Source organism: Segatella copri (genome assembly GCF_026015625.1).
Classification (GTDB): Bacteria; Bacteroidota; Bacteroidia; order Bacteroidales; family Bacteroidaceae; genus Prevotella; species Prevotella copri_H.
In genome coordinates, this window is sequence record NZ_JAPDVG010000001.1 from 984,706 (window position 1) to 1,008,011 (window position 23,306).

Below are 23,306 nucleotides of genomic sequence, written 5' to 3' on the forward strand. Positions count from 1 at the left end.
TCCTTCTTTAATAGCTGACTAAACCGTTATCTTCTAACGTTTAATCAATATTTCCGATTGTGAACTTCTCCGGTTTCTTTCCTTTGAAATCCTTGAAGTACAACTTGATTTCACGCATGTCTTTGTCAACATCTCCTGACGGGATAATCTGCCGGGTGCATTGGATAACCTTCTTCTCATAGTCAAGCCCATAGAGATGGATAGGCAGATGCGCCTTGAGGGCTATGAAATAGAATCCCTTTTTCCATTCCGGGTTGAGCGAGCGGGTACCTTCGGGCGTAATGCACAGTCCGAAAGCCTTCCGCTTATCCGCTTCAGCAGCCAGATTATCCGTCATGCTAGTATGTTTGCTTCTCCACACAGGAATACCTCCCATCTTTCTGAAGATAGGACCTAGCGGCCAGAAGAACCATTCCTTTTTCATGAGGAAATTACATTTGATTCCCTCAGCATGGGCAAAGAGCTGGCCCAGAATCAGGTCCCAGTTGCTGGTGTGCGGAGCCATGCAGATAATATACTTTTCAGGAAGCTCCTGGGTGATGATTTTCTTATAGCCCAAGCGCTTATACAATATCCATTGACAAATTCCTTTTACCATATATATAAATAGGTGTATTTTCTGATTCTGATGATAAAAGGATTATGCCAGGTTTGAAATCTGGTCGATGATTTCGCTCATCTGCTTGTTGAAGTCGCCTATGAGCTTTTTATAATATTCACCCTTCTTGATTCCCGGTTCCGGGTGAGACACGCGGCTGATGTAATCGCCGTTGATCATGACGATAGCTGAAAGAATGCCATCCACATCTTCCTGTGTAGGCTTACCGTTATACAAAGATGCAGCTACTGTTTCGGCGAAAAGTTCGCTTGTAATGTAGTTGATCGTGCGCTTTAAATCTCTTTTATTAGCCATAATTCTTTTCTCCTAATTAATGAATAATTAAAAATATCGCTCAAAGATAATCATTTTCTTTGAAATAACATCATTTTTTGGGAAAAAATGTATCTATTAACGCATTTTTAGCATTTTTCTTTCCGTATCTCGCAGAAAAGAGTTATTTTTGCAGATGTTTTTGAAGTTTCAACTAATTAAAATAAAAACGAATTATGGAAAAAAGTGCATTGCAGATTGCAAGAGCTGCTTATCAGCCAAAATTGCCTAAGGCTCTCCAGGGCCCAGTAAAGGCAGTTGAAGGTGCAGCAACACAGTCAGTAGGTAATCAGGATGAAATCAAGGCGTTGTTCCCTAACACTTATGGAATGCCTGTTATTACATTCGAGGCAGGCGAGGCTAAGGAACTTCCTGCTTTCAACGTAGGTGTTATCCTCTCAGGTGGTCAGGCTCCTGGCGGTCACAACGTGATTTCTGGTCTTTTCGACGGTGTGAAGTCTCTCAACCCAGCTAACAAGCTCTACGGTTTCATCCTCGGTCCTGGTGGTCTCGTTGACCATAAGTACATGGAGATTACTTCTGAACTCATGGACGAATACCGCAATACTGGTGGTTTCGACATCATCGGTTCCGGTCGTACCAAGCTTGAGAAGGAAGACCAGTTTGAGAAGGGTATTGAGATTCTTCGTGAACTCGGCATCAAGGCACTTGTCATCATCGGTGGTGACGACTCAAATACCAACGCTTGCGTTCTCGCAGAATACTATGCTGCCAAGAAGTATGGCGTACAGGTAATCGGTTGCCCTAAGACTATCGACGGCGACTTGAAGAACGAGCAGATTGAGACTTCTTTCGGTTTCGATACAGCCTGCAAGACATATTCTGAACTCATCGGTAACATCGAGCGCGACTGTAACTCAGCACGTAAGTACTGGCACTTCATCAAGCTGATGGGTCGTTCAGCATCTCACATCGCTCTTGAGTGCGCTCTCCAGACTCAGCCAAACATCTGCTTGATTTCTGAGGAGGTAGAGGCTAAGGAAATGTCACTCGATGATGTGGTTACTTATATTGCAACTGCAGTAGCTAACCGTGCTGCTGAGGGCAACAACTTCGGTACTGTTCTCATCCCAGAAGGCTTGATCGAGTTCATCCCAGCTATCAAGAAGCTTATCGCAGAATTGAACGAGGTTCTTACAGACCCTGCAACAGGCGAGAGCCGTGAGTTTGCAAGTGCTGAGGAGCAGATTGCATTCGTTAAGGGTGCCATCGCTAAGGACAACCTCGCAGTATTGGAGTCTTTGCCAGCTGACGTAGCTCGCCAGCTTTGCCTCGACCGCGACCCTCACGGAAACGTACAGGTTTCTCTCATCGAGACAGAGAAGTTGCTTTCTCGCATGGTAGCTGAGAAGTTGGCTGCATGGAAGAAGGAGGGTAAGTACGTAGGTAAGTTCTCTGCACAGCACCACTTCTTCGGTTACGAGGGACGTTGCGCAGCTCCTTCTAACTACGATGCTGACTACTGCTACTCACTCGGTTTCAACGCTTCACGCCTTATCGCTAACGGCAAGACCGGTTACATGTCAATCATCAAGAACACAACTGCTCCTGCAGCAGAGTGGATTGCAGGTGGTGTGCCAATCACTATGATGATGAACATCGAGCGTCGTAATGGTGCTAACAAGCCAGTTATCCGCAAGGCTCTCGTTGAGCTGGATGGTGCTCCATTCAAGTTCTTCGCTTCTAAGCGCGATGAGTGGGCTAAGGAAACAGCTTACGTTTATCCAGGTCCTATCCAGTACTGGGGTCCTTCTGAGGTTTGCGACCAGACCACAAAGACTCTCCAGTTGGAGCAGGCTAAGTAAAAAATAGAATAAATATTTTTTTATATGTCAACAAGACGAACGGCTTCTTCACAGAAAAAGAGTGCCATGGCGAGAAAGAAAACTCCTCGGCGTGGCGGCTCCCGTGGTAGAAGGCGTTCGTCTTCTTTTTTGCAACGCTATCCCCGTTGGGCGTGGTGGATAGGCGGAACGGCGGTTATCGTGCTCTATGTCTTTCTGTTCTATCATTTCTTTGTAGGTCCAACTGGTTTCCGCTGGCGTGCGCTTTATGGCGATGCTGAATATCCTGAAGGTTACGAGATTCATGGAATCGATATTTCGCATTATCAGGGCAAGATAGACTGGGAACAGCTCAAGAATGCGATGATCAAGGGTTGTCCTGTGCGCTTCGTCATCATCAAGAGTACGGAGGGTTCTTCACGGCTCGATGAGAATTTCCGCGAGAACTTTAATCAGGCTCGCGATTTCGGTTTCATCCGGGGTGTTTATCATTTCTGGAGCAATAAGTCGACAGCCCGAGAACAGGCTTATTATTTCCTAGACCAGGTTCATCTTACGGATGGCGATTTGCCTCCGGTACTGGATATAGAACATAAGCCGGCAGATAAGAGTGTGGAGGATTTCCAGCGTGATGTGCTTACCTGGCTGCATATAGTAGAGGATAAGTATCATGTTAAACCTATCATCTACACCTATTATAAATTCAAGGAGCAATATCTGAGTGCGCCTGTCTTCGATGATTATCCTTACTGGATAGCCCACTATTATGTTGACAAGGTTCAGTATAAGGGCAAATGGAAGTTCTGGCAGCATACGGATGTGGGCAAGTTGCCGGGCATTAAAGGCTACGTAGATTTCAATATTTACAACGGCAGTTATTATGAGCTCAAGCAGCTCTGCATAGGAAGCAATAATAATGAGAAGAAATTCATGGAATAAAGGTTGGACTTTTGGCAATATGCGAAAATCCAACCTTTATTCGTATGTTCCAATCTGATATTTCTGATTTCAGATTTTTCGTTCTGAATGTTTAGAATCAGAAAAGAATCTTTATGAACCTAAAACAAGGCAGGCCCAATTGTTGTCAATCTGTCTGTTTATTTCATGCATTCCCAGTTCTTCTGCTTTCTCCAGGAGTACAGGAATATCTTCTTCGTAGAAGCCGCTCAGAACCAGGGTTCCGCCGATGTTCATCACGCTACGGAAAGCGCGCATGTCGTTGAGCAGAATGTTACGGTTGATATTGGCTAGAACCAGGTCGAAAACGCCGCTGATGTGGTTGATTACCTGACTGTTGCCAAAGAGTACTTCCATGTTAGTTACGCCGTTAAGCACGGCATTATGCTTGGCATTTTCCACGCTCCATTCGTCAATATCGTAGCCTACCACGTCTTTCGCTCCGAGTTTTGAGCAGGTAAGGGCAAGGATTCCCGTACCCGTTCCGCAATCCAGGATGCGCTTGGTTCTGATAGGCATGTGGAGCAGCTGCGAAATGATCATGCGTGTGGTTTCGTGGTTTCCTGTTCCGAACGCCAGTTTCGCCTCAATACCTATTTCTATCATGTCGGGTCTGTTGCTCGTATCGGGATAGAGTTCGGGATGTTTCGCATCGTAAATCACCACCTGGTTGTCCACATAAATTGGTTCGAATCCCTGTTCTTCCCATTCCTGATTCCAATCCTTGTCTTCTGCATCTTTCACCACGTAGGTAATTTTCGCATCCCCGATAGGGAAATCAGCAATATAGGCATCCAGCATCTCCTTGTCGAAGAGTTCTTTCTGCACATACGCTTCCATTCCGGTTTCTGTTTCCTCAAAAGATTCAAATCCGGCTTCGGCTGCACCATCGGCAAGCAGATCCTGAGAGGCCTGCATCAAGTCGGCAGTCGTTTCAATAGTGAATGTTGCTACTAAATATTTCATATTTAATTTGTATTAATTTCTTGTCTAAAAACGCCTTCGAATGTTCAAAAAAGCTAGATTTGTTTTAAATCTTCTGCAAAATTATAAAAAAATAGGGGAAAACCTACAATTATTTAGGGAAATTCTGTATTTTTGCATAAAGATAAGCAATATTTTTGCATCCAGATTATTATATAATCAGAAAAGGGCTCTTTCTGGAGCCTTCTTCCTGATGATTGATGATGATTCGGGATGAGAAAAATAGAAGAAAGAAAAGAGAAAAAATAAATAGGAGAACAGAATATGAAAAGAAAGTATCTTCTTGCAGTCCTTATCGCAGCTGCGATGCCACTCACTTCGATGGCACAGGACGATGACCTCTACTTCAATCCGAAGAAGGAGGCCAAAGAAAAGGCTGAAAGACGGGCTCTGCTCCAGCGCCAGTATGCTGAACAGCGGGCACGTAGAGATAGTGTTTATCGGCTGTTTTGGAGCGGAAGCGACCGTTCGGTAGATGAATACAATCGAGGCGGCAGAATCTTCAGCCATTATGAGAATGTAGGGAAAGATTCCCTGGGCAACGACATTATCCAGTTCCATGTGGGCAAGGGTGTGGCGCCAGACAGCATTTATGATGATGCTTACTTCGCCCAGAAGTATGCTGACAGGGATGAGGATTTCGTACGCACACGCGAGATGAGCCGATGGGACGGATTCTATGATCCATGGTTCTACGATTATTATGGTTACGGTCCTTACTACTGGCGCAGCCGCATGTGGGGCTGGCACAATCCTTGGCGCTACGGCTATTATGCCGGCTGGTATGATCCTTGGTTCGACCCTTGGTACGATCCTTGGTATTATGGTTACTGCGGCTGGTATGACCCTTGGTATTATGGCTGGGGCGGCTACTACAATCCTTGGTATTGGGGAGGTCCGGTAATCGGGCATGTTAGCTATGGTGGATTTGCTGGCAACATTCGCTATAACAACCCAGGTCGTATTGATGGTTCTAATCACCAGTATACAGGTGTTGGCGGTAATAACCGTAATACTTATTCACGCCGTAGTGGTTCTAACCGTAGCTTTGGCCAGCGTCAGAATACTGGCAACTTTAATAATAACTCTTCTTGGGGTAGTCGTAGTAATTCTGGCTTTAGTAACAGTAGCGGTAATTTCGGAGGTGGCAGCTTCAGCGGTAGCGGCCGTTCCGGTGGCGGTAGCTTCGGAGGCGGCGGTGGTCACTCTGGTGGCGGCAGCTTCGGAGGAAGAAGATAAATTGATAATAACAATTAGTATTTAAGATTATGAATAAATTAAAACATATATTCTTTGCCAGTATGCTCATGGCTAGCATGACTGCTGCTGCGCAAGAAACCTATCAGGACGCTAAGTTGGCTGCACCCCAGCTTACAGGTACTGCCCGCTATGTGGGTATGGGTGGTGCTATGGAAGCTTTGGGCGCCGATATTTCCACTATCAGCAGTAACCCTGCAGGTATTGGTCTTTTCCGTAAAAGCCAAATAACTCTTACTGCAGGAGTTATCGCCCAGACAGATGCAGAGAATTATACGGAGTATAATGATGCTCGTATTACTTTTAATGGTAAAAAGAGTCATCCTACCTTTGACCAGGTGGGTATCGTATGGAGTCCGAAAAACAAAGGTACCAATTGGCTGAATCTGGCTTTCAATTATCATAAGAGTGCCGACTTTGGACAGATTCTGAATGCTGCCGGAGCATTGAAGGATGTTTCTCTTAATAAGATAACCGCAGCTAAGAATTTCAAGGGGTATGCGGGGTGGACCAGTCAGGACGCCAACCTTGGTGGATATAAGGATAATTCCGGAAACTATCAGCCTGGTTTGTTTACTGTTCCTACTGATGGTGGTTTGGCTTATGCTGAGGCTGATAAGTATTTGTTTGGTCAGTATCAGCATGGTTATATTGGCACCTATGATTTCAACATTAGTGGCTCGCTTAATAATCAGGTTTGGCTTGGTTTGACAGTCGGACTTCATGATGTTCACTACAACAGCAATTCTCTTTATTCTGAAGACTTCGTTGATGGAAATATAATGGATTCATTTGAGCAGTTGAAGATTACTGGAACAGGATTTGATGTGAAGGCGGGTGTTATCTTCCGTCCAGTCAAGGATTCTCCTTTCCGTATTGGTGCTTATTTCAATAGCCCTATCTTCTATGATCTCACAGTTAGTGGTGATAATGATATTACTATTTCGGGGAATAATGATCCTGCTACCTATGAGGAAAAAGATGGAAGTCAGCAGCCTTGTTATGTCAAGGGTAGTAGGGGACAGAGTATAGATTATGATTTCCGGCTTAATACACCATGGAAAGTGGGCGCCAGCTTGGGTCATACTATAGGAAATTATCTGGCACTTGGTGCAACTTATGAATATGCCTGGTACGATCATATGGACAACCGTGTGAAGGATGGTGGTTATTATGATTCCTATTGGGGAGACTATTATGAGAGCAGTAGTAGTGATGAGGCTATGAATCACGATACTCAATTGAACCTGCAAGGTGTAAGTACCTTGAAGTTAGGTGCAGAGATTAAGCCTGTTGACATGTTGTCAATCCGATTAGGTTATAATTATGTATCGCCAATGTACAAGGATAATGCTTTGCGCGATCAGACATTTGATAGTAATGGCGTTTACATCGCTTCTTCTGCTGATTATACCAACTGGAAGGCGACAAACCGTTTTACTTTAGGTGTAGGTTTCAATTACCAGAATTTGGCTATAGATGTGGCTTATCAGTATTCTTCTCAAAAGGGAGATTTCTATCCATTCGAAAGTTTTACGGATATGGGCTGCTCTGTTAATGCAACCAAGGTTGACAACAAACGCCACCAGTTACTGATGACCGTTGGCTATAGGTTCTAAAATGTGAAGGTAGGGGAGTTATTGATTAAATAATGTGAAATCCCGATAAAAAAGCCCACTCTTAGAAAAAAAGTTGGGAAAAAGTTTGGCGGTTTCATATAAAAATCCTACCTTTGCAATCAAGAAATCGGGATGATTTCGTGTCATAGATTAGGTTTTTAGATTAAAGGTGTTATTCACCTTATTTTCTAGGATTTAAAAATATTAGTTTTTTTAGTGGTTAATTTAGTTTTAGTAAGTATGTTTAGGGTCTGTTGTGAAACAGGCCCTATTTTTTTGTGCCTTTACAAAAAAAATCCCCCAACAGGATGGCTTGGAAACCATACCTGTCGGGGGAAGTAACTATCCTAAATAAATCTACCTTGAATAAACTAATCTATTAAAATTTATCCTTCATAAATCTACTTAAATGAACCAATACCGGCCTTATTTGAACTATTAAATCATATATTATTTGTTTCTGTAATTATCCAGACCCTTGTTCAGGAAGTCGAGATAAGCACTAACATCTTCTTTGAAACTGAAGGCTGCTGCAAGAGGATTGCCATCGTTGTCAATAGCCACATAGAATGGCTGGGCATTAGCTCCAAACTTGCTTGTCTGCAGATAACTCCACTTGTCGCCAACGGTTCGTAGGGTGCGCTTCTCGCCATTAAACGTTACCTCCATAGGCTCAGCAAGAGGAGTCTTGTCATCTACATAAAGTGAGATGAGAACATAATCCTTTGTCAGCTTATCGGCAACCGATGGATCTGTCCAGACAGAAGCCTCCATCTTGCGGCAGTTTACACAGCCATAACCCGTGAAATCAAGCAATACCGGTTTGCCGGAAGCCTTGGCAGCAGCCATTCCCAACTCATAATCCTTGTAAGCAGGCTCTACGGTCTTGGTGTTGAGGTTAAAGTCCTGTGTATTAATAGGTGGAGCAAATGCGCTCACAGCCTTGCAAGGAGCGCCCCAGAGGCCCGGAATCATGTAAACCGAGAATGCCAAAGAACAGAGACCCAACATGATGCAGGCTACAGGCATAGGCTTGTTGATGTCGCCCCCGATTGCATCAACCTGGAACTTCAGCTTGCCGATGAGATAGAGACCCAACAGACCGAAGATGACAATCCAGAGAGAGAGGAATACCTCGCGGTCCATGATGTGCCAGCCGTAAGCCAGATCGGCTACAGAGAGGAACTTCAGAGAGAAGGCAAGCTCGATGAAGCCGAGCACAATCTTGATGGTCTCCATCCACGAACCCGACTTAGGAGCCGACTTCAACCATGATGGGAAGAGGGCGAAGAGGGTGAATGGGAGCGCCAGAGCAAGCGCAAAACCGAACATTCCCACGGTAGGAGCGAGCCAGTCGCCGGAGGTAACGGTCTGAACCAGCAGCAAACCGATGATAGGAGCTGTACATGAGAAGCTGACCAATACCAGGGTGAAAGCCATCAGGAAGATAGAAATCATACCCGTGGTGCTGGAAGCCTTGTTGTCTACCGCATTTCCCCAACTGTCAGGCAATTTGATTTCGAACCAACCGAAGAACGAGAAGGCGAAAACGGCAAGCAGGAGGAAGAGGATGATGTTGAAAACGGCACTTGTGCTGAGCGCATTCAAGGTGCTAGGACCTGCGATGGCTGTTACGGCAAGACCCAAAAACAGATAGATGACTACGATGCTCAAACCATAAGTAATCGCATCGCGGATACCTTTCTTCTTATCGTTCTTAGCACGCTTCAGGAAGAAACTTACGGTCATCGGGATGATAGGCCAGATGCAAGGCATGACGAGCGCAAGCAGACCGCCCACGAAACCGATGAAGAAAATGTAGAAGAGCGAATGGTTGGCGATATCATTAGCTCCGCCAAATGCCTGAAGTTCTTTAACAACCGGTTTCCATAAGTCCTTGACGTTCAGATTTTCCATAGCAGATGCCAAAGCTGCGGAATCTACGGGCTGAGTAGCACTATCGGTCTGAGCCAGGGCTGCGGCCTTGGCAAGCGAATCGGCCTTCATCTTGGCTGCAAGGGCAGGATCAATCGCCTTTGCATTCAGAGCATCTTTAGCCCCAGCTGCAGGAGCATCAACGGCTGGTGATTTGCCACTCTGCTTAAAACCAGCCTCGCTTGGTGGCAGGCAGTTCTGGTCGTTGCAGGCGCCATACTCAAGATAGGCATCAATATGATAATTTGGTTGGGTAAACTTCACCTTCTGTACAAAGGTAACGCTACCTTCAAAATAACGGAGTTTCATCTCGAAGAGAGGGTCGAACTTTGCAATCTCTCTGCCGCGTGGCTGAAGTTTTCCTACGAGCTCAGCTCCTTCAAGCTTGTTTACGTTGAACGAAGCGGAAATCGGACCGTCGCCACCCAAACCGGTAGAGTAGACGTGCCATCCCGGTTGGATTTTTCCGCTAAACACGATTTCGGCCACAGCACTTCCGTCTGTTTTCAGCGAGCTGGTGAACTTCACAGGGTTCATCATCTGCGCCTGAGCCAGCATTACTACAAGGAGTAATTGAAAGATTAAAAATACTTTTTTCATTTCTATTTTTTAATTTTATGTTGCAAAGTTACTAAAAACTAATCATATTACGTATTCAGATGGCTTTAAGGGTACTCGGTTTTAATTTTTTTAAGAAAAAATGCTAATTTTCTCAGTTTTACTTGGCTGTTTCGTACTTTTAATGTAATTTTGCGGGCAGAATGAAAGCAATCGTAAAATTGGAAACAGAATAAAATGGCAAAGAAGAAACTATACTTATTCAGCCTCCTGGTGGCCACGATGAGTGTGCTGCTCTCTACGGTGGTGATGCATCATCATCACATGGGGCGTATATGTATGGTTGTAGAACGTTGCCAGCAGGATGGTAAGCTCAACGATGAGCATACTGAGCATCATGAGAATGAAAACGATGGTTGCCGCGTGCATCAGATGCACCATTTTGTAACCAACGGCAAGATTGTGAAGAACATCCAGAAGCAGCTTTTCGATGGTAACCATCTTCTTTCCGTGCTTTCTTCTGAGTATTTGTTTATCCCTACCTCGTCGATTATTTGCGTGCGTTGGCAGCAGTTTGCAGCCAGCCTTCCTTGTGTTGATGAAACGGCCATCAATAGGCGAGGACCTCCTTCTTTTTGTTGATTTTCTGCAGTTAGAGCAACCAGGATGCAGCTTTTGCAACCGGGTTGCAGGGAAAAGTGCGTACTTTTGCACCCGAAATTATTAATCAATAAAAAGAAGAAAAAATGAAAAGAATATTGGTGGTTGCCGTTGCGGCAATCTTAGCCTGGTGTGGTTTCACCTTTTTCTCAAACCACGCCGGAGCAGAGGCTCATGCTGCCGAACACGGACATGAGCATGAACATGAAGAGGTGGATTTTGACAATATTCCGCTCTCTCAGAAACAGGTAGATGCTGTAGATCTGATGATGGGCGAGGCGGTTGACCGCGTGATGGATGCTACGATTGCAGCCAACGGTCAGCTCGTTTTGCGCGCCCAGAACAAGGGCGATGTGGCTTCGCTCATGGGTGGCGTGGTGAAGGCTATCTACGTGAAGGAAGGACAGAATGTGAAGCGCGGACAGGTGGTGGCGCTGGTCGAAAATACAGATGTGGTCAGTCTGCAACGCGAATATTTTTCTGCCAGCAAGGAGTGCGAACTGGCACTTGCCGACCTGGAGCGACAGAAACTGCTGAACAAGGCCGGAGCTGGCGTCAAGAAGAATGCGCAGCAGGCAGCTAAGGAGTATCATGTGGCCCACGCCAACCTCATCGGCATCGGCAAGCAGCTTGCCCAGATGGGCATTTCTACCGCCGCCGTAGCCAGGGGCAAGTTTACCACAGCCTTCCCTTTGCGTGCTCCGATTGCGGGTACGGTTTCGCAGATTACAGCCAGCTTGGGCAGCTTTGCCGACATGCAGACTCCGCTCTTGAAGATTCAGAACAACCAGGCGATAGAGTGCGATTTGAACATTTTCGAGAAAGATTTGCAGAAGGTAAAGCCGGGCGATAAGGTTTATCTCTCGCTTACCAATCAGCCGGGCATCAAGCTCGTCGGACATGTCTCTGGTTTAAACCAATACTTTAACGATAATTCGAAATCAGTTGCTGTTCATGTAAAAATAGATGCGCAGTCTCTTAAAACCAGCGGAGTTCACGGCTCAGCCCGACTCTTCGACGGAATGTACGTAAGCGGCAAGATAGCTACGGGCAGCCAGTCGTGCATCGCCCTTCCTTCCAAGGCCATCGTCAGTACCGACGGCAAGCAGTTTGTCTTCGCTCTGAACGGCAAGCCAGAGAAGGGCGAGTACAGCTTCTCCCGCCACGAGGTTATTACGGGCGTTTCGGATGGAGCTTATACCGAGGTAAAACTCTGCAAACATCTGAAGCAGGAGGGCAAGAAGATTGTGACAGAAAATGCATATTATCTGGCTTCGCTCACGGGCGAACATGCGGATGAGCATTAATATAAGGTGAGCTTTTCATCAATAAAGAGCTTTTTAAAGAAAAACAGATTATGTTTCAGAAACTGATTACTTACTCCATTCGCCACAAGCTGGTGGTGGGAGTTTTCACGATAGCCCTCGTCATCTGGGGCATCGTTTCGCTCATCCATCTTCCTTTCGATTCTACGCCGGATATTACCGACAATCAGGTGCAGGTTATCACCCAGGCGCCTTCGCTCGGAGCGCAGGAGGTGGAGCAATACGTAACTACTCCGGTAGAAATGGCGCTCGCCAACATCCCCGAACTCAAGGAGCGCAGAAGCATCTCGCGAAGCGGACTCTCGGTCATCACCCTCGTTTTTGATGATGATGCAGATATCTACTGGGTACGTTCGCAGGTGAGCCAGATGCTGACCCAGGTGGAGAAAGATTTGCCCAAAAATGTGGAAACCGAGATGGGACCGATTGCTACAGGACTGGGCGAGATTTACCATTATACCGTGCGCGCCGAGAAGGGCTACGAGCACAAATATTCGCTCACCCAGCTGCGAACCATCCAGGACTGGATTGTGAGAAAACAGCTCTCGGGAACCCCGGGCGTGGCTGAAGTGAGCGGCTGGGGAGGCTATGTGAAGCAATATGAGGTGGCCATCAATACGGATAAGCTCAACGCCAGCAATCTGACTGTGAGCGAGGTGTTTGATGCGCTCGAAAAGAATAACGCCAACACGGGCGGAAGTTACATAGAGGAAAATTCCAACCAGTATTTCATCCGCGGCATAGGCGTGGTGAAGAGTCTGGAAGATGTGGCAAATATCGCCGTGAAGACCGTAAACGGCACTCCTATTAAGATAGGTGATGTGGCGAAGGTTCAGCTGGGTCATGCCACCCGTTTCGGAGCCGTTACCCGAAATGGCGAGGGCGAAGTGGTTGCCGGAATAGCCATCATGCTGAAGGGCGAAAACTTTCAGGAGGTTATCAGGAATGTGAAGCTGCGCATAGAGCAGATTCAGAAATCTCTGCCCGAGGGCGTGGTTATCGAGCCGTTTATCGACCGAACCCACCTGGTTGACCGAGTAGAGGGAACCATCGCCCGAAACCTGACTGAAGGCGGACTCATCGTCATCTTCGTGCTGATTATTTTCCTGGGCAACTGGCGTGCCGGACTGGTTGTGGCGAGCGTCATTCCGCTCAGCATGCTCTTTGCTTTCGGCATGATGAAGACCTTCGGAATCGACGGCAATCTGATGTCGCTCGGAGCCATCGATTTCGGTATGATAGTCGATTCTGCCGTCATTATCGTAGAGGCTGTTGTGGCCCATCTGGGCGTGAAGAGTATTGAGCGGACGGCGAGAAATTCTGCCGATACTCCCATCCGTTTTTCTCAGGCAGAGATGGATGAGGAGGTTCATGATTCCGCTTCGCGCATCCGCAAGAGTGCGGCATTTGGCGAAATCATCATCATGATAGTTTACATTCCGCTGATGACGCTTGTGGGCATCGAGGGCAAGATGTTCCGTCCGATGGCGCTTACCGTTTTCTTCGCCATCCTGGGTGCCTTCATCCTCTCGCTCACCTATGTTCCGATGGCGAGTGCGCTCTTCCTGAGCAAGAAGGGACATGTGCGTAAAACCTTTAGCGACAGAATGATAGAGAAACTTCAGGGCTGGTATCGACCGGTTCTGGAATGGGTCTTGGCGCGATATAAGGATGTGATTACCGGCGCCGTTTCGCTCTTCTGCATGAGCGCAGTAGCCTTCCATTTCCTGGGTGGCGAATTCATTCCGAGTCTGGAAGAGGGCGATTTTGCGGTAGAAATGAGCATGTCGCAGGGCACTTCGCTCTCGCAGATGGTAGAGAGCTGCTCCAAGGCTGAGAAACTTCTGAAGGCTGAATATCCTGAAATCAAGCAGGTGGTGAGCCGCATAGGTAGCGCCGAGATTCCTACCGATCCGATGCCGGTAGAAAGGGCCGACATCATGGTGGCGCTCAAGCCGAAAGCTGAATGGACTTCGGCAGAAACTACCGCCGAACTGATGGAGAAGATGGAAGAAACCCTGAAGACGATTCCGGGCTTGGAAGCTGAGATTTCGCAGCCTATCCAGATGCGTAACAACGAGTTGCTTACGGGCATCAAGCAGGATGTAGCGGTTAAGATTTTTGGCGACAATCTCGATGTGCTTACCCAGCAGGCTGATAAGGTTTCAAGAATGATAAAGAATGTGCCGGGCGTGAGTGGAATCTTCGTGGAAGAGGTTTCCGGATTGCCTCAGATTCAGGTAAAATACAACCATGAACGCATGGCGGCTTATGGGGTAACTGTTGACGAAATCAACCGCATTCTTGAAACTAACTTTGCGGGCGCTACGGCTGGAGCTGTGTACGAAGGCGATAAAAAGTTTGACATCGTTCTGCGTCTTGACCCTAAGGAGCGCAACTTCCAGTCGCTTCAGTCGCTCCGTATTCCGCTGGCTGGTGGCGAGAGTATTCCGCTTTCTCAGTTGGCTGATGTGGTTTACGAACCGGCTCCTGCTCAGGTTTCTCATGAGAATGGTGCCCGCCGCATCTACGTAGGTTTCAACGTGAAGGGTAGGGACGTGCAGAGTACCGTGAAGGATATTCAGTCCATCCTTGATGAGAAGCTGAAGCTGCCTGAGGGCTACTATTATAATTATGGTGGCGAGTTTCAGAATCTTCAGAGTGCCACCCAGCGCCTGATAATCGTGGTTCCGGTAGCGCTCATCATCATTCTGCTGCTGCTCTACGCTACGGTTAAGAATCTGCGCGAATCCCTCTTCGTGTTCTCCGCCATTCCGCTTGCTGCGATAGGTGGCGTCTGGGCGCTTTGGTTGCGCGGAATGCCTTTCAGCATTTCGGCGGGCGTAGGTTTCATCGCCCTCTTTGGCGTGGCGGTTCTCAACGGCATCGTGCTGATAGGTCAGATGAACCAGATACAGAAGCAGGCGGCAGCGGTTCCTGAGGAGAATGACGCAAGTTTGGCGGCTGTTATTCAGAACAGAATTATTGACAGTTGTATGATTCGTCTCCGTCCGGTTCTGATGACGGCCCTGGTAGCTTCTATGGGTTTCCTCCCGATGGCATTATCCCATGGCGACGGAGCAGAAGTCCAGCGTCCTTTAGCTACGGTTGTAATAGGCGGTCTCATTACCAGCACGCTCCTTACGCTTCTGGTTCTGCCAGCCATCTATAAGATGTTTACGAAAAAGTAAGATTTCAAGATATGAAAATAATGAACAGAAAAAAGATAATAAAGAATAGGGTGGTGGCTTGCTTTTCCGCCATCCTGCTCCTGCTGCCAGCCACAGTCGGAGCCCAGCATTTTGATGCTCATATTGCGGGCAGGAAAGTTACCCTGCAGGAATGTTTCGATTTGGCTGCCCGACAGAACCTTCAGATGCAGGCAGGAAAGAAGTCGGTAGAGCGTGCGCAGGTGATGCAAGGCACGGCTTGGGAACTGGATAAAACCGAGGTCGCTTTCTCTCAAAACCCTGCTACGGGTGGCGAATCGGACAACGGATTTACCTTTACCCAGAGCCTCGATTTTCCTACCGTCTACGCCTCACGCCGCAACCAGCTGAAGGCTGAAACCCAGGCAGAAAAGAGTCGCCTGAACGTGGTTAGCCAGCAACTGAAGGCTGAAATCGCCAACACCTATTATCAGATGCTTTATCAGACTCACAGACTCCAGATATTGGAGCGAATCGACTCAGTATTAGAGCGTTACAGCCAGATTGCAGAAATGCGTTACAAGGCAGGAGAGAGCCGCCAGCTGGAATATCTCTCAGCCGACCGCAAATGCAACGAAAACCGTCTGGAAATGGCAGATGTAAAGAGCGAAATCGAGCGTCTGCAAATCGACCTCATGACGCAGCTCAACACGCAGGAGCCCATAAAACCGGCAGAAGAGAATCTCACGGCCATCGCAGCCCAGAATCTCAATACCTATAATTATCAGCAGTCTGCCGACGGTCTTTACCAGCAGGATAAGCTCATCGCTCTCGATAAGGAAATCAAGGCAGCCAAGACGGGTTTTGCTCCGAGTTTATCCTTATCTTTGCGCACCCAATGTGTCATTTCCAGTTGGAATCCATACAACATAGACCGTTCAAGATTTGCCGAGGGCAATTTCTTCGGTTTCGAGATTGGCGTAGGCATTCCTTTGTTTTATGGTTCTACGAAGGCAAAGGTCAAGGCAGCTCAGAAAGACCGCGAATTGGCTGAAATCGAAATGCGTCAGGAGCAGACAGAGAAAGAGCGTGATTACCGTCTCTGTACGAAGCGCCTGCAGGCAGCATCCAACCGTCTGAAATATTACGAGCAGAACAACCAGGCACATTCTGCGCAAATTTCGAAGTTGAGTGCGATAGAATATGAAAATGGCGAAATTTCGTATATTGAATACGTGAATGCCATCGAGGAAACCATCGATGTTCTGATGAAGCATGCCGATGCGATTAATGAATACAATCAGGCAGTCATCGCCATCCAGCGTCTTACGGGCATAATGTAGGATTCTGTTCTGAGATGAACCCCAAGCTTTCATAATATTGAAATCAGGATTCATCTCAGAATAAAAAGAAAAGATCAGAAAGAAATGCTCAGAAAAGAGTTACTCAAAAAAGATATACTCAGAAAGGGGTGAACCGTTTCCATCTTCAGGCTCCGAATTTCACCTCTTTCTTTTTCTCATAACGTCTATTTATCATAATACCGGTTAGAATTAAAAAGAGGAAAATAAAAAAGAGAGTAATTTTCGATAAACCACCAAGAAAAAGCCCCGAAAACTTTGCTTATTCCAAATAATAATCTTAACTTTGCGGCATAAAAACAAAAAGTTGGTTTCGATTATGGCAAAAATAGAAAGACAAAAGCGAATCTATCGCAAGCGCATCCCTTACGGAATGCAGAACTTTGAGGATGTAATGGAAAGAGATTGTTACTATGTTGACAAGACCCCATTCATAGAGAAAATAGAAGAATCTAACATGTATTTCTTCTTCATTCGCCCTCGCCGTTTCGGCAAGAGCCTTACCCTCTCCATGCTCGAAAACTATTACGACATCAACAAGAAGGATAAGTTTGAAAGCCTCTTCGGCAAGCTTTACATCGGAGAGAATCCTACCCCTGAACGCAACAGCTATCTCATCCTTCACCTGAATTTTGCCATGATTTCAGCAGGATTGGATAATTATAAAAAAGGACTTGATGCCCATTGCAACAACAAGTTCAATTCCTTCTGCAGCAGATACGCCCACCTTTTGCCACCGCACACAAAGGAAGAGATGAACCAAAAGGAAGATGCCGTTGCCCAATTGGGATTTCTATGCGACAAATGTGCTGAAGCTGGCTTGAAGATTTATCTCTTCATCGACGAATACGACCATTTTACCAATCAGATTCTTGCCCACAAGGAGCATGAAACCCGATACCGCGAGCAGACTCACGGCGAGGGATATCTCCGCCATTTCTTCGATACCATCAAGGGAGCCGCAGGCGATTCATTGGGCAGAGTTTTTGTTACAGGAGTAAGTCCCGTAACCATGGATGATCTGACCAGCGGTTTCAACATCGGCACCAACTATTCCCTGTCTCCGGAGTTCAACGAGATGGTGGGATTCACCGAGGATGAAGTGCGCGAAATGCTGGCCTATTACGCCAGCGTGCTGCCATTCCGCCATAGTGTGGATGAGCTGATAGAAGTGATGAAACCATGGTATGATAATTATTGTTTCAGCATCAGAAGATATGGCAAGACAACCATGTACAACTCCGTGATGGTGCTCAATTTTGTGGACAATTACATTCGCAACGATTATGATATTCCTGATAGCATGTTGGAAACCAACATCCGTATCGACTACGATAAGATTCGCATGCTCATCCGCCATGACAAGGAGTTTGCCCACGATGCCAGCATCATACAGGATATTGTAACCAAGGGATTCACCACGGGAACCCTGATGGAGAATTTCCCCGCCGAGCGCATCAACGACCCGGACAATTTTCTGAGTCTGCTCTTCTATTTCGGCATGGTAACGATAGGCGGCACCTACCAGGGCAACACCCGCTTTGTGGTTCCCAACGAGGTGGTACGAGACCAGATGTACACCTATCTGCTGGATACCTATAAGGAGAATGACCTCACATTTGAGCAATACGACAAGACCCAACTGGAGAGCAAGCTTGCCTACGAAGGCACATTCAAGCCCTACTTCGCCTACATAGCCGATTGCCTGAAGCGCTTCTCTTCCCAGCGCGACAAGCAGAAGGGCGAGGCCTACGTTCATGGTTTCACCCTGGCGATGACGAGCCAATGCAAGTTCTACCGTCCCATCTCAGAACTTGACAACGATGGCGGTTATGCCGACATATTCCTCCTACCCCTCTGCAACATTTATAAGGACATGGAAGATTCCTACATCGTGGAGCTGAAATATTGTAAGCCGGGCACCAGCGATGAGCAGTTGAACCATCTCTTCGAGGAAGCCTCTGCTCAGGTAAGGCGCTACGCCGATAGCGACATCGTGCGCGAATCAGTAAAGAGAACGAAGCTTCATCAGCTCGTTGTTATTTATCGTGGCGCAGAGATGGCGATGTGCGAGGAGGTGGAATAAAGAGAAAGGGCAATGTAAAATCAGGATTTATGGCAGAAAAAACAAATAAGGGGATGAACTTTTTGTTCACCCCCACTCTAATAGAATTCGAGAAGACTATCAGCCTTCCCATGCTGTCCAGAAAATTTCAGACGCATCCAGTTCCTGTTCTGTCATTTTTGCCAGATTATCCAAATCAAGGTCTGGATTATCAGCCAGCAAGCACTTATCCGAACAATAAGGAGAATCTACACACGTCCATCCCTCATTCATCAACTTCCCGCAATGCGTGCAAACCCGAAGATTACCAATGTCATTTGCTAGAATTACGTCTTCCAATAAATCCCGCTTGCGAAGCTCCCCAACAAGAAGCAACGCCATGGTTACGTGATGATTCATTGCTCAATCTTCCATTTGCCTTCCCCGTACCATTTAACCACTTGACTTGCGGTATAAGGCTCAAAATCCCAGTCACGGGAGTGCATGAACATGTTTGTCTTGGGGTCCCAATACCAATAATGGGTGGAACCTAGGCCATAGCCCAAACTGAGTCTGCATTCTTTCTCCTTATTAGGATGTTCCTTCAGATAGTTAAGCAGCTCAATAGTTGAAATCCATTGTTTTTCCATAATTTTCGTTGTTAAATTCTACAATATAATTATCAAACACGTTGCAAAGATAGATGATCCTATCGAAATGAACAAATCAATTAGATCTTCTTAGATCGATACCCATGGGATTTAGATCTTCTTAGATCCAACTAAAAATATAATTACAAAACAACTTATAAATAAGACAATAAATATGGCAGATAAGAATATTTTTAAATTAGAAGGGAAAAGCCAGGAACAGGTAAAGGAAGCCTTTCTGGAATTTCTGAAAATAGACAAAACCAAGCCCGGTGGCTATGCCAGCGTAGGCTCAAACAAGGTTATCTGCAAGGTAGCGAAAGAGGCTTGCGGGGTAAACTCGGTATTGGAAATCAAGAAAGCAGAGGATGCCACAGAAGTGAGCAAACTCCTGACTGGCAGAATAGACGAAGAACTGGACTACGGCAAGAGGCACCAAATGACAAGCCTGAGATGCCACGTAAGAAAATACATCGAATTTCTGAACTTCTGCGAAGGTCTGAAAGGCAAACCTGTTTACGAGTTTGATAAAGACCCAGATAAGCCATTCATCGGCGCCAGCCAATTCAAGAAGATTGTTTCCCTGCTGAAGGCAAAGAAGAACATCATCCTAGAGGGAGCACCTGGTGTGGGCAAAACCTTTCTGGCCAGAAAGATAGCCTATCAGCTGATTGGCTTTGTGAAGGATGAGAATATCGAGATGGTGCAGTTTCATCAATCCTACAGCTATGAGGATTTCGTGCAGGGCATCCGCCCTTCTGAGGAGGGTGGCTTTGAACGGAGGAATGGCATTTTCTTTGACTTCTGCAGCAAGGCAAGACGTTCGCCGGACCAGCAGTTTGTCTTCATCATCGACGAGATAAACCGAGGAAACATCAGCAAGATTCTGGGTGAGCTGATGATGCTGATAGAGGCCGACAAGCGCAAGAAGCAGTATGCCATCAAGCTTACCTACAGCAACGAAGATGACGAACGTTTCTTTGTGCCCGAGAATGTTTATCTGATAGGCTGCATGAACACGGCCGACCGCTCGCTAGCCATCGTAGATTACGCCCTGCGGCGCCGGTTCCGCTTCTGCCCTATCAAGCCGGAATTCAACGAAGCCTTCATCAATTTTTTGGAAGAAAAAGGCATCAGTCAGAAGAATGCGGAACTGGTTGTGAGCAAGGTAAAATCTGCCAACGAGGTAATTTCTACCATCGACCGAGGGCTGGAAATCGGGCACAGTTATTTCTGTCAGGCAGAGGGTTGTGAAGATTTTTCTGTCTGGTGGAACGATATCTGTGAGTATGAATTGTTTCCGTATCTTCGTGAAATCTGCTTTGATGATGAGGATAAATATGAGTTAATCTGCAACAAACTGAAGTTCTGAAATGCAACAGAAAATTCCAATTGAAAATCTGTATTATCTGCTCTGTTATGCCTGGGGCGTAAGCGACCAGCTTGACTGGGTGAAGGTGGATGGCGAGAAATGCCATTCGCTGGAGAACCTATTGTCCATGGTTTTGCTCAACGCCTGCGATAGGCTTTTGCGCCAAGGACTTTTGAGAGCGTATCGGTTTGAGGAGCAGGAAGTGGAGGGCGTTCGCGGCAAGCTGAATCTTGCTGAGACTTTGAAAAGCGGTAAGCAGCTAAAAGGCAGAACCATCTGCCAGGTAGATGAGCTTACGCAGGATGTAGTCATCAACCGGGTTATCTTTTCTACCTTGAAGAGACTGATGAGGATAGAGGGAATTGATGAGGATATCAGAGCCAGGTTGCGAAAGACTTTGGCAAAATTTCCTCATATTGAGGAAATTCATGTTACTGAAGGTTTGCTGGGGCGGCTTCTTCAGCATAGGCTTAGCGGGTTTTATAAGCTGGTTCTTAATATCTGCCGGTTGATTTGGGACTCTACCCTTCCCTGCAAGGATAAGGATGGCAGACTGGAGTTTTTGGATTTCACGGAGGATGATTTCCGGATGAACTGCATCTTTGAGCGATTCCTCATGAATTTCTGCAAGCTGAATTGCCGGGATGAGTATCCTGAGGTGCATCGGGAATATATTGATTTCCAGCTTTCACCTTTCGGGATGATGTTTAAGGAGGCTGGCGAGGCTCTACCGATGATGGAAACCGACGTGACGCTTTTCAATCCGAATACGCAGGAGAAGCTTATTCTTGATGCCAAGTTTTACCGCGAGGCGCTGGTTTCGAAGTTTGGCGGCAGGGAGAAGGTTCGCAGGGACCATCTCTCGCAGATTCTTTCTTACGTGATGAACCAGGAAGACCGGAGCAAGCCGCATACTATGAATGCTTGCGGAGCTTTGGTCTACCCTACCGTGGATGAGGATTTCGACTTTTCTTATAGATATAAGGAGACGGGGCATCGCATCTTTGTGAGGACGGTAAACCTGGGGCAACCTTGGAGGAAAATAGAGGAACGGGTGAAGGAGATAGTGAAGAGAGAAGGCAGGGATGAATGGTGAAGATTGGCGATGAAGGACAAGCGATGAGGGACAAGCGATGGAATCGCTTGGAACGGGGGTGACAGGGGGACTGCTCCCTTCTTTGCTTCTTTGCTTCTTTGCTGAAGGGGCGGGCTTGCAGGAGAAACGGGGGCGGGAGCTTTAATTATTTACTTTTTACTTATTTTATTATGGATAGAGATGAAGCTATAGCTAGAGGATTGAGGGTGCATGAAACCCAGCACTCCATGAAACGCAGAAGCCCATGGCATGATTACCATGGAAGGGGTACTTATATGCTGACGCTTGTGGTGGAGGGACGCATGCCTCTGCTGGGGAAACTGTGGGGACGGGTGGATGCCTGTCCTGGGGATGGTGATGCGCCGAAAGTGATGCTTTCTGAACTTGGGATTGCCATCGCGAAGGAGGAGATTCCGAAGATTCATAAATATTACCCCCAGGTGGAGGTTTGGAGGGTTTGCATCATGCCTGATCATATTCACCTGATTGTGAGGGTGAAGGAGGACTTGAGAGGGGGACAAGCGATGGAATCGCTTGGAACGGAGGCTCGAGGGGGACAGGCTTCGGCTTTGACCAAAGAAGCTAACTTAGCTCAAACTAAAGGGGCTAACTTGGCTCTGACTGGAGGGGCTAACTTGGCTCTGGCTGGAGGGGCTAACTTGGCTCTGGCTGGAGGGGCTAACTTGGCTCAGACTGGAGAGAATGAGGCGGGCTCGATTGGGATGACGGCGAAAAGAGAGAAAGAGATGGGTTCGCTGGGAATGGTGATAAAGGGGTTTAAGATGGGATGCAACAAGGCTTACTGGAGGATTTATGGGATGAATACGGCACCAAGGAAGGGACTCTTTGAATTGGGGTATAATGACAAGGTTCTGCTGCATGAGAGACAACTGGAGGGATGGAAGAAATACTTGGATGATAACCCGAGAAGACTGATGGTGAAGAGGATGAACCCGGGGCTTTTTACCGTGATGCAGAATAAAGAGGTGGCGGGTCGCAGATGCCAGATGGTGGGCAACTATTTCTTGCTCGATATTCCTGATAAGGTGGCGGTCGTTGTACATCGCCGGTATTCTGAGGAGGATTTGAGGCGCTTGCGCGAGGAATGGCTGGCTTGCGGAGAACGTGGTGGCGTGCTGGTGAGTGCTGCTATCTCGACTAAGGAGAAGGAGGTTTTGCGCGAGGCTATGAACCGGGGGTACCGTATTGTGCTCTTGAGGGAGAACGGGTTCCCGAGGTTGTATAAGCCTTGCGGGGAGAGTTTTTATGCCTGCTCTGAGGGGCTGCTGCTGCAAATTAGCCCCTGGGATTACCATATGGAGAAGAAGACTATTACCAGGGAACAATGCCTGGAACTGAATGAGATGGCGGAAAGGATTGCGGAATGGAGATAGGGAAAATGGAGGCGCTTGGAGAGGAGGCTGGATGGAAAAGAGAGGATGAAGGGGGACAAGCGATGGAATCGCTTGGAACGGAGGCGAGAGAGGAAAGATTGGGAGGCGAGAGAGGAAAGATTGGGAGCGAGAGAGGAAAGATTGGGAGCGAGAGAGGAGAGATTGGAGGCGAAGGAAAGAGTGGAAAATAGGAAGGAGAACAGGAGCTT

At 47.0% G+C, this 23,306-nt stretch carries 19 protein-coding genes; 13 read left to right on the forward strand and 6 right to left on the reverse strand.

Translation table 11 applies throughout. The features are described from left to right. Positions 1-40: 40 nt before the first annotated feature. The gene (locus ONT19_RS04275; protein WP_022121200.1) at positions 41-598 is read right to left on the reverse strand and encodes a 1-acyl-sn-glycerol-3-phosphate acyltransferase; all 558 of its coding nucleotides are present in this window, start codon (positions 596-598) and stop codon (positions 41-43) included. A gap of 42 nt (positions 599-640) precedes the next feature. Then, complete coding sequence (locus ONT19_RS04280; protein WP_203068594.1) at positions 641-913, reverse strand: hypothetical protein; 273 nt, start codon at positions 911-913, stop codon at positions 641-643. 194 nt (positions 914-1,107) lie between these two features. Between ONT19_RS04280 and ONT19_RS04285 the strand changes: the two genes are divergently transcribed. Further along, positions 1,108-2,757: a diphosphate--fructose-6-phosphate 1-phosphotransferase gene (locus ONT19_RS04285; RefSeq protein ID WP_144153154.1), complete on the forward strand. Its 1,650-nt coding sequence runs from the start codon at positions 1,108-1,110 to the stop codon at positions 2,755-2,757. Positions 2,758-2,823: 66 nt separating this feature from the next. Then, positions 2,824-3,675 carry a glycoside hydrolase family 25 protein gene (locus ONT19_RS04290; protein ID WP_118139723.1) on the forward strand — a complete coding sequence of 284 codons (852 nt, stop codon included), beginning with the start codon at positions 2,824-2,826 and terminating at the stop codon, positions 3,673-3,675. Positions 3,676-3,786: 111 nt separating this feature from the next. Here the strand turns inward: ONT19_RS04290 and prmA are convergent, their stop codons facing one another. Then, positions 3,787-4,659 (reverse strand): 50S ribosomal protein L11 methyltransferase, encoded by an 873-nt coding sequence (gene prmA, locus ONT19_RS04295; RefSeq protein ID WP_264952210.1) that lies wholly within the window; start codon positions 4,657-4,659, stop codon positions 3,787-3,789. Between the two features lie 282 nt (positions 4,660-4,941). On the opposite strand from prmA, the gene ONT19_RS04300 reads away from it, so the two are divergent. Both ONT19_RS04300 and ONT19_RS04305 read left to right on the forward strand, forming a co-directional pair. Then, positions 4,942-5,916, forward strand: a complete 975-nt coding sequence (locus tag ONT19_RS04300; protein ID WP_264952209.1) for a hypothetical protein — start codon at positions 4,942-4,944, stop codon at positions 5,914-5,916. A 29-nt stretch (positions 5,917-5,945) separates the two neighbouring features. Further along, positions 5,946-7,553: an OmpP1/FadL family transporter gene (locus ONT19_RS04305; RefSeq protein ID WP_264952208.1), complete on the forward strand. Its 1,608-nt coding sequence runs from the start codon at positions 5,946-5,948 to the stop codon at positions 7,551-7,553. Between the two features lie 450 nt (positions 7,554-8,003). Here ONT19_RS04305 and ONT19_RS04310 read toward each other — a convergent pair whose 3' ends face one another. Continuing rightward, positions 8,004-10,088, reverse strand: coding sequence for a protein-disulfide reductase DsbD family protein (locus tag ONT19_RS04310; RefSeq protein ID WP_264952207.1), 2,085 nt, complete (start codon positions 10,086-10,088; stop codon positions 8,004-8,006). A gap of 195 nt (positions 10,089-10,283) precedes the next feature. Here ONT19_RS04310 and ONT19_RS04315 point away from each other — a divergent pair, with 195 nt between their 5' ends. From ONT19_RS04315 to ONT19_RS04335, 5 genes are all read left to right on the forward strand, one after another. Continuing rightward, the gene (locus ONT19_RS04315; protein WP_264952206.1) at positions 10,284-10,688 is read left to right on the forward strand and encodes a hypothetical protein; all 405 of its coding nucleotides are present in this window, start codon (positions 10,284-10,286) and stop codon (positions 10,686-10,688) included. A gap of 104 nt (positions 10,689-10,792) precedes the next feature. After that, positions 10,793-12,013, forward strand: a complete 1,221-nt coding sequence (locus tag ONT19_RS04320; RefSeq protein ID WP_264952205.1) for an efflux RND transporter periplasmic adaptor subunit — start codon at positions 10,793-10,795, stop codon at positions 12,011-12,013. A 50-nt stretch (positions 12,014-12,063) separates the two neighbouring features. Continuing rightward, the gene (locus ONT19_RS04325; protein ID WP_264952204.1) at positions 12,064-15,222 is read left to right on the forward strand and encodes an efflux RND transporter permease subunit; all 3,159 of its coding nucleotides are present in this window, start codon (positions 12,064-12,066) and stop codon (positions 15,220-15,222) included. 20 nt (positions 15,223-15,242) lie between these two features. Then, positions 15,243-16,523, forward strand: a complete 1,281-nt coding sequence (locus tag ONT19_RS04330) for a TolC family protein (RefSeq protein WP_264952203.1) — start codon at positions 15,243-15,245, stop codon at positions 16,521-16,523. 337 nt (positions 16,524-16,860) lie between these two features. Next, positions 16,861-18,627: an ATP-binding protein gene (locus tag ONT19_RS04335; protein ID WP_264952202.1), complete on the forward strand. Its 1,767-nt coding sequence runs from the start codon at positions 16,861-16,863 to the stop codon at positions 18,625-18,627. Positions 18,628-18,726: 99 nt separating this feature from the next. Here the strand turns inward: ONT19_RS04335 and ONT19_RS04340 are convergent, their stop codons facing one another. Both ONT19_RS04340 and ONT19_RS04345 read right to left on the reverse strand, forming a co-directional pair. Continuing rightward, a complete protein-coding gene (locus tag ONT19_RS04340; protein WP_264952201.1) occupies positions 18,727-19,005 on the reverse strand; it encodes a hypothetical protein in 279 nt (92 codons plus the stop codon). After that, a complete protein-coding gene (locus ONT19_RS04345; protein ID WP_217744227.1) occupies positions 19,002-19,235 on the reverse strand; it encodes a hypothetical protein in 234 nt (77 codons plus the stop codon). The genes ONT19_RS04340 and ONT19_RS04345 overlap by 4 nt, the downstream gene beginning before the upstream one ends. Positions 19,236-19,410: 175 nt before the next feature. On the opposite strand from ONT19_RS04345, the gene ONT19_RS04350 reads away from it, so the two are divergent. From ONT19_RS04350 to ONT19_RS04365, 4 genes are all read left to right on the forward strand, one after another. After that, positions 19,411-20,607: an AAA family ATPase gene (locus ONT19_RS04350; protein ID WP_153114191.1), complete on the forward strand. Its 1,197-nt coding sequence runs from the start codon at positions 19,411-19,413 to the stop codon at positions 20,605-20,607. Position 20,608: 1 nt separating this feature from the next. Next, positions 20,609-21,703: a 5-methylcytosine restriction system specificity protein McrC gene (locus ONT19_RS04355; RefSeq protein ID WP_264952200.1), complete on the forward strand. Its 1,095-nt coding sequence runs from the start codon at positions 20,609-20,611 to the stop codon at positions 21,701-21,703. 227 nt (positions 21,704-21,930) lie between these two features. After that, positions 21,931-23,097, forward strand: a complete 1,167-nt coding sequence (locus tag ONT19_RS04360; protein ID WP_264952199.1) for a hypothetical protein — start codon at positions 21,931-21,933, stop codon at positions 23,095-23,097. Next, positions 23,088-23,288, forward strand: a complete 201-nt coding sequence (locus tag ONT19_RS04365) for a hypothetical protein (protein ID WP_264952198.1) — start codon at positions 23,088-23,090, stop codon at positions 23,286-23,288. Before ONT19_RS04360 ends, ONT19_RS04365 begins: the two co-directional genes overlap by 10 nt. Positions 23,289-23,306 lie beyond the last annotated feature (18 nt).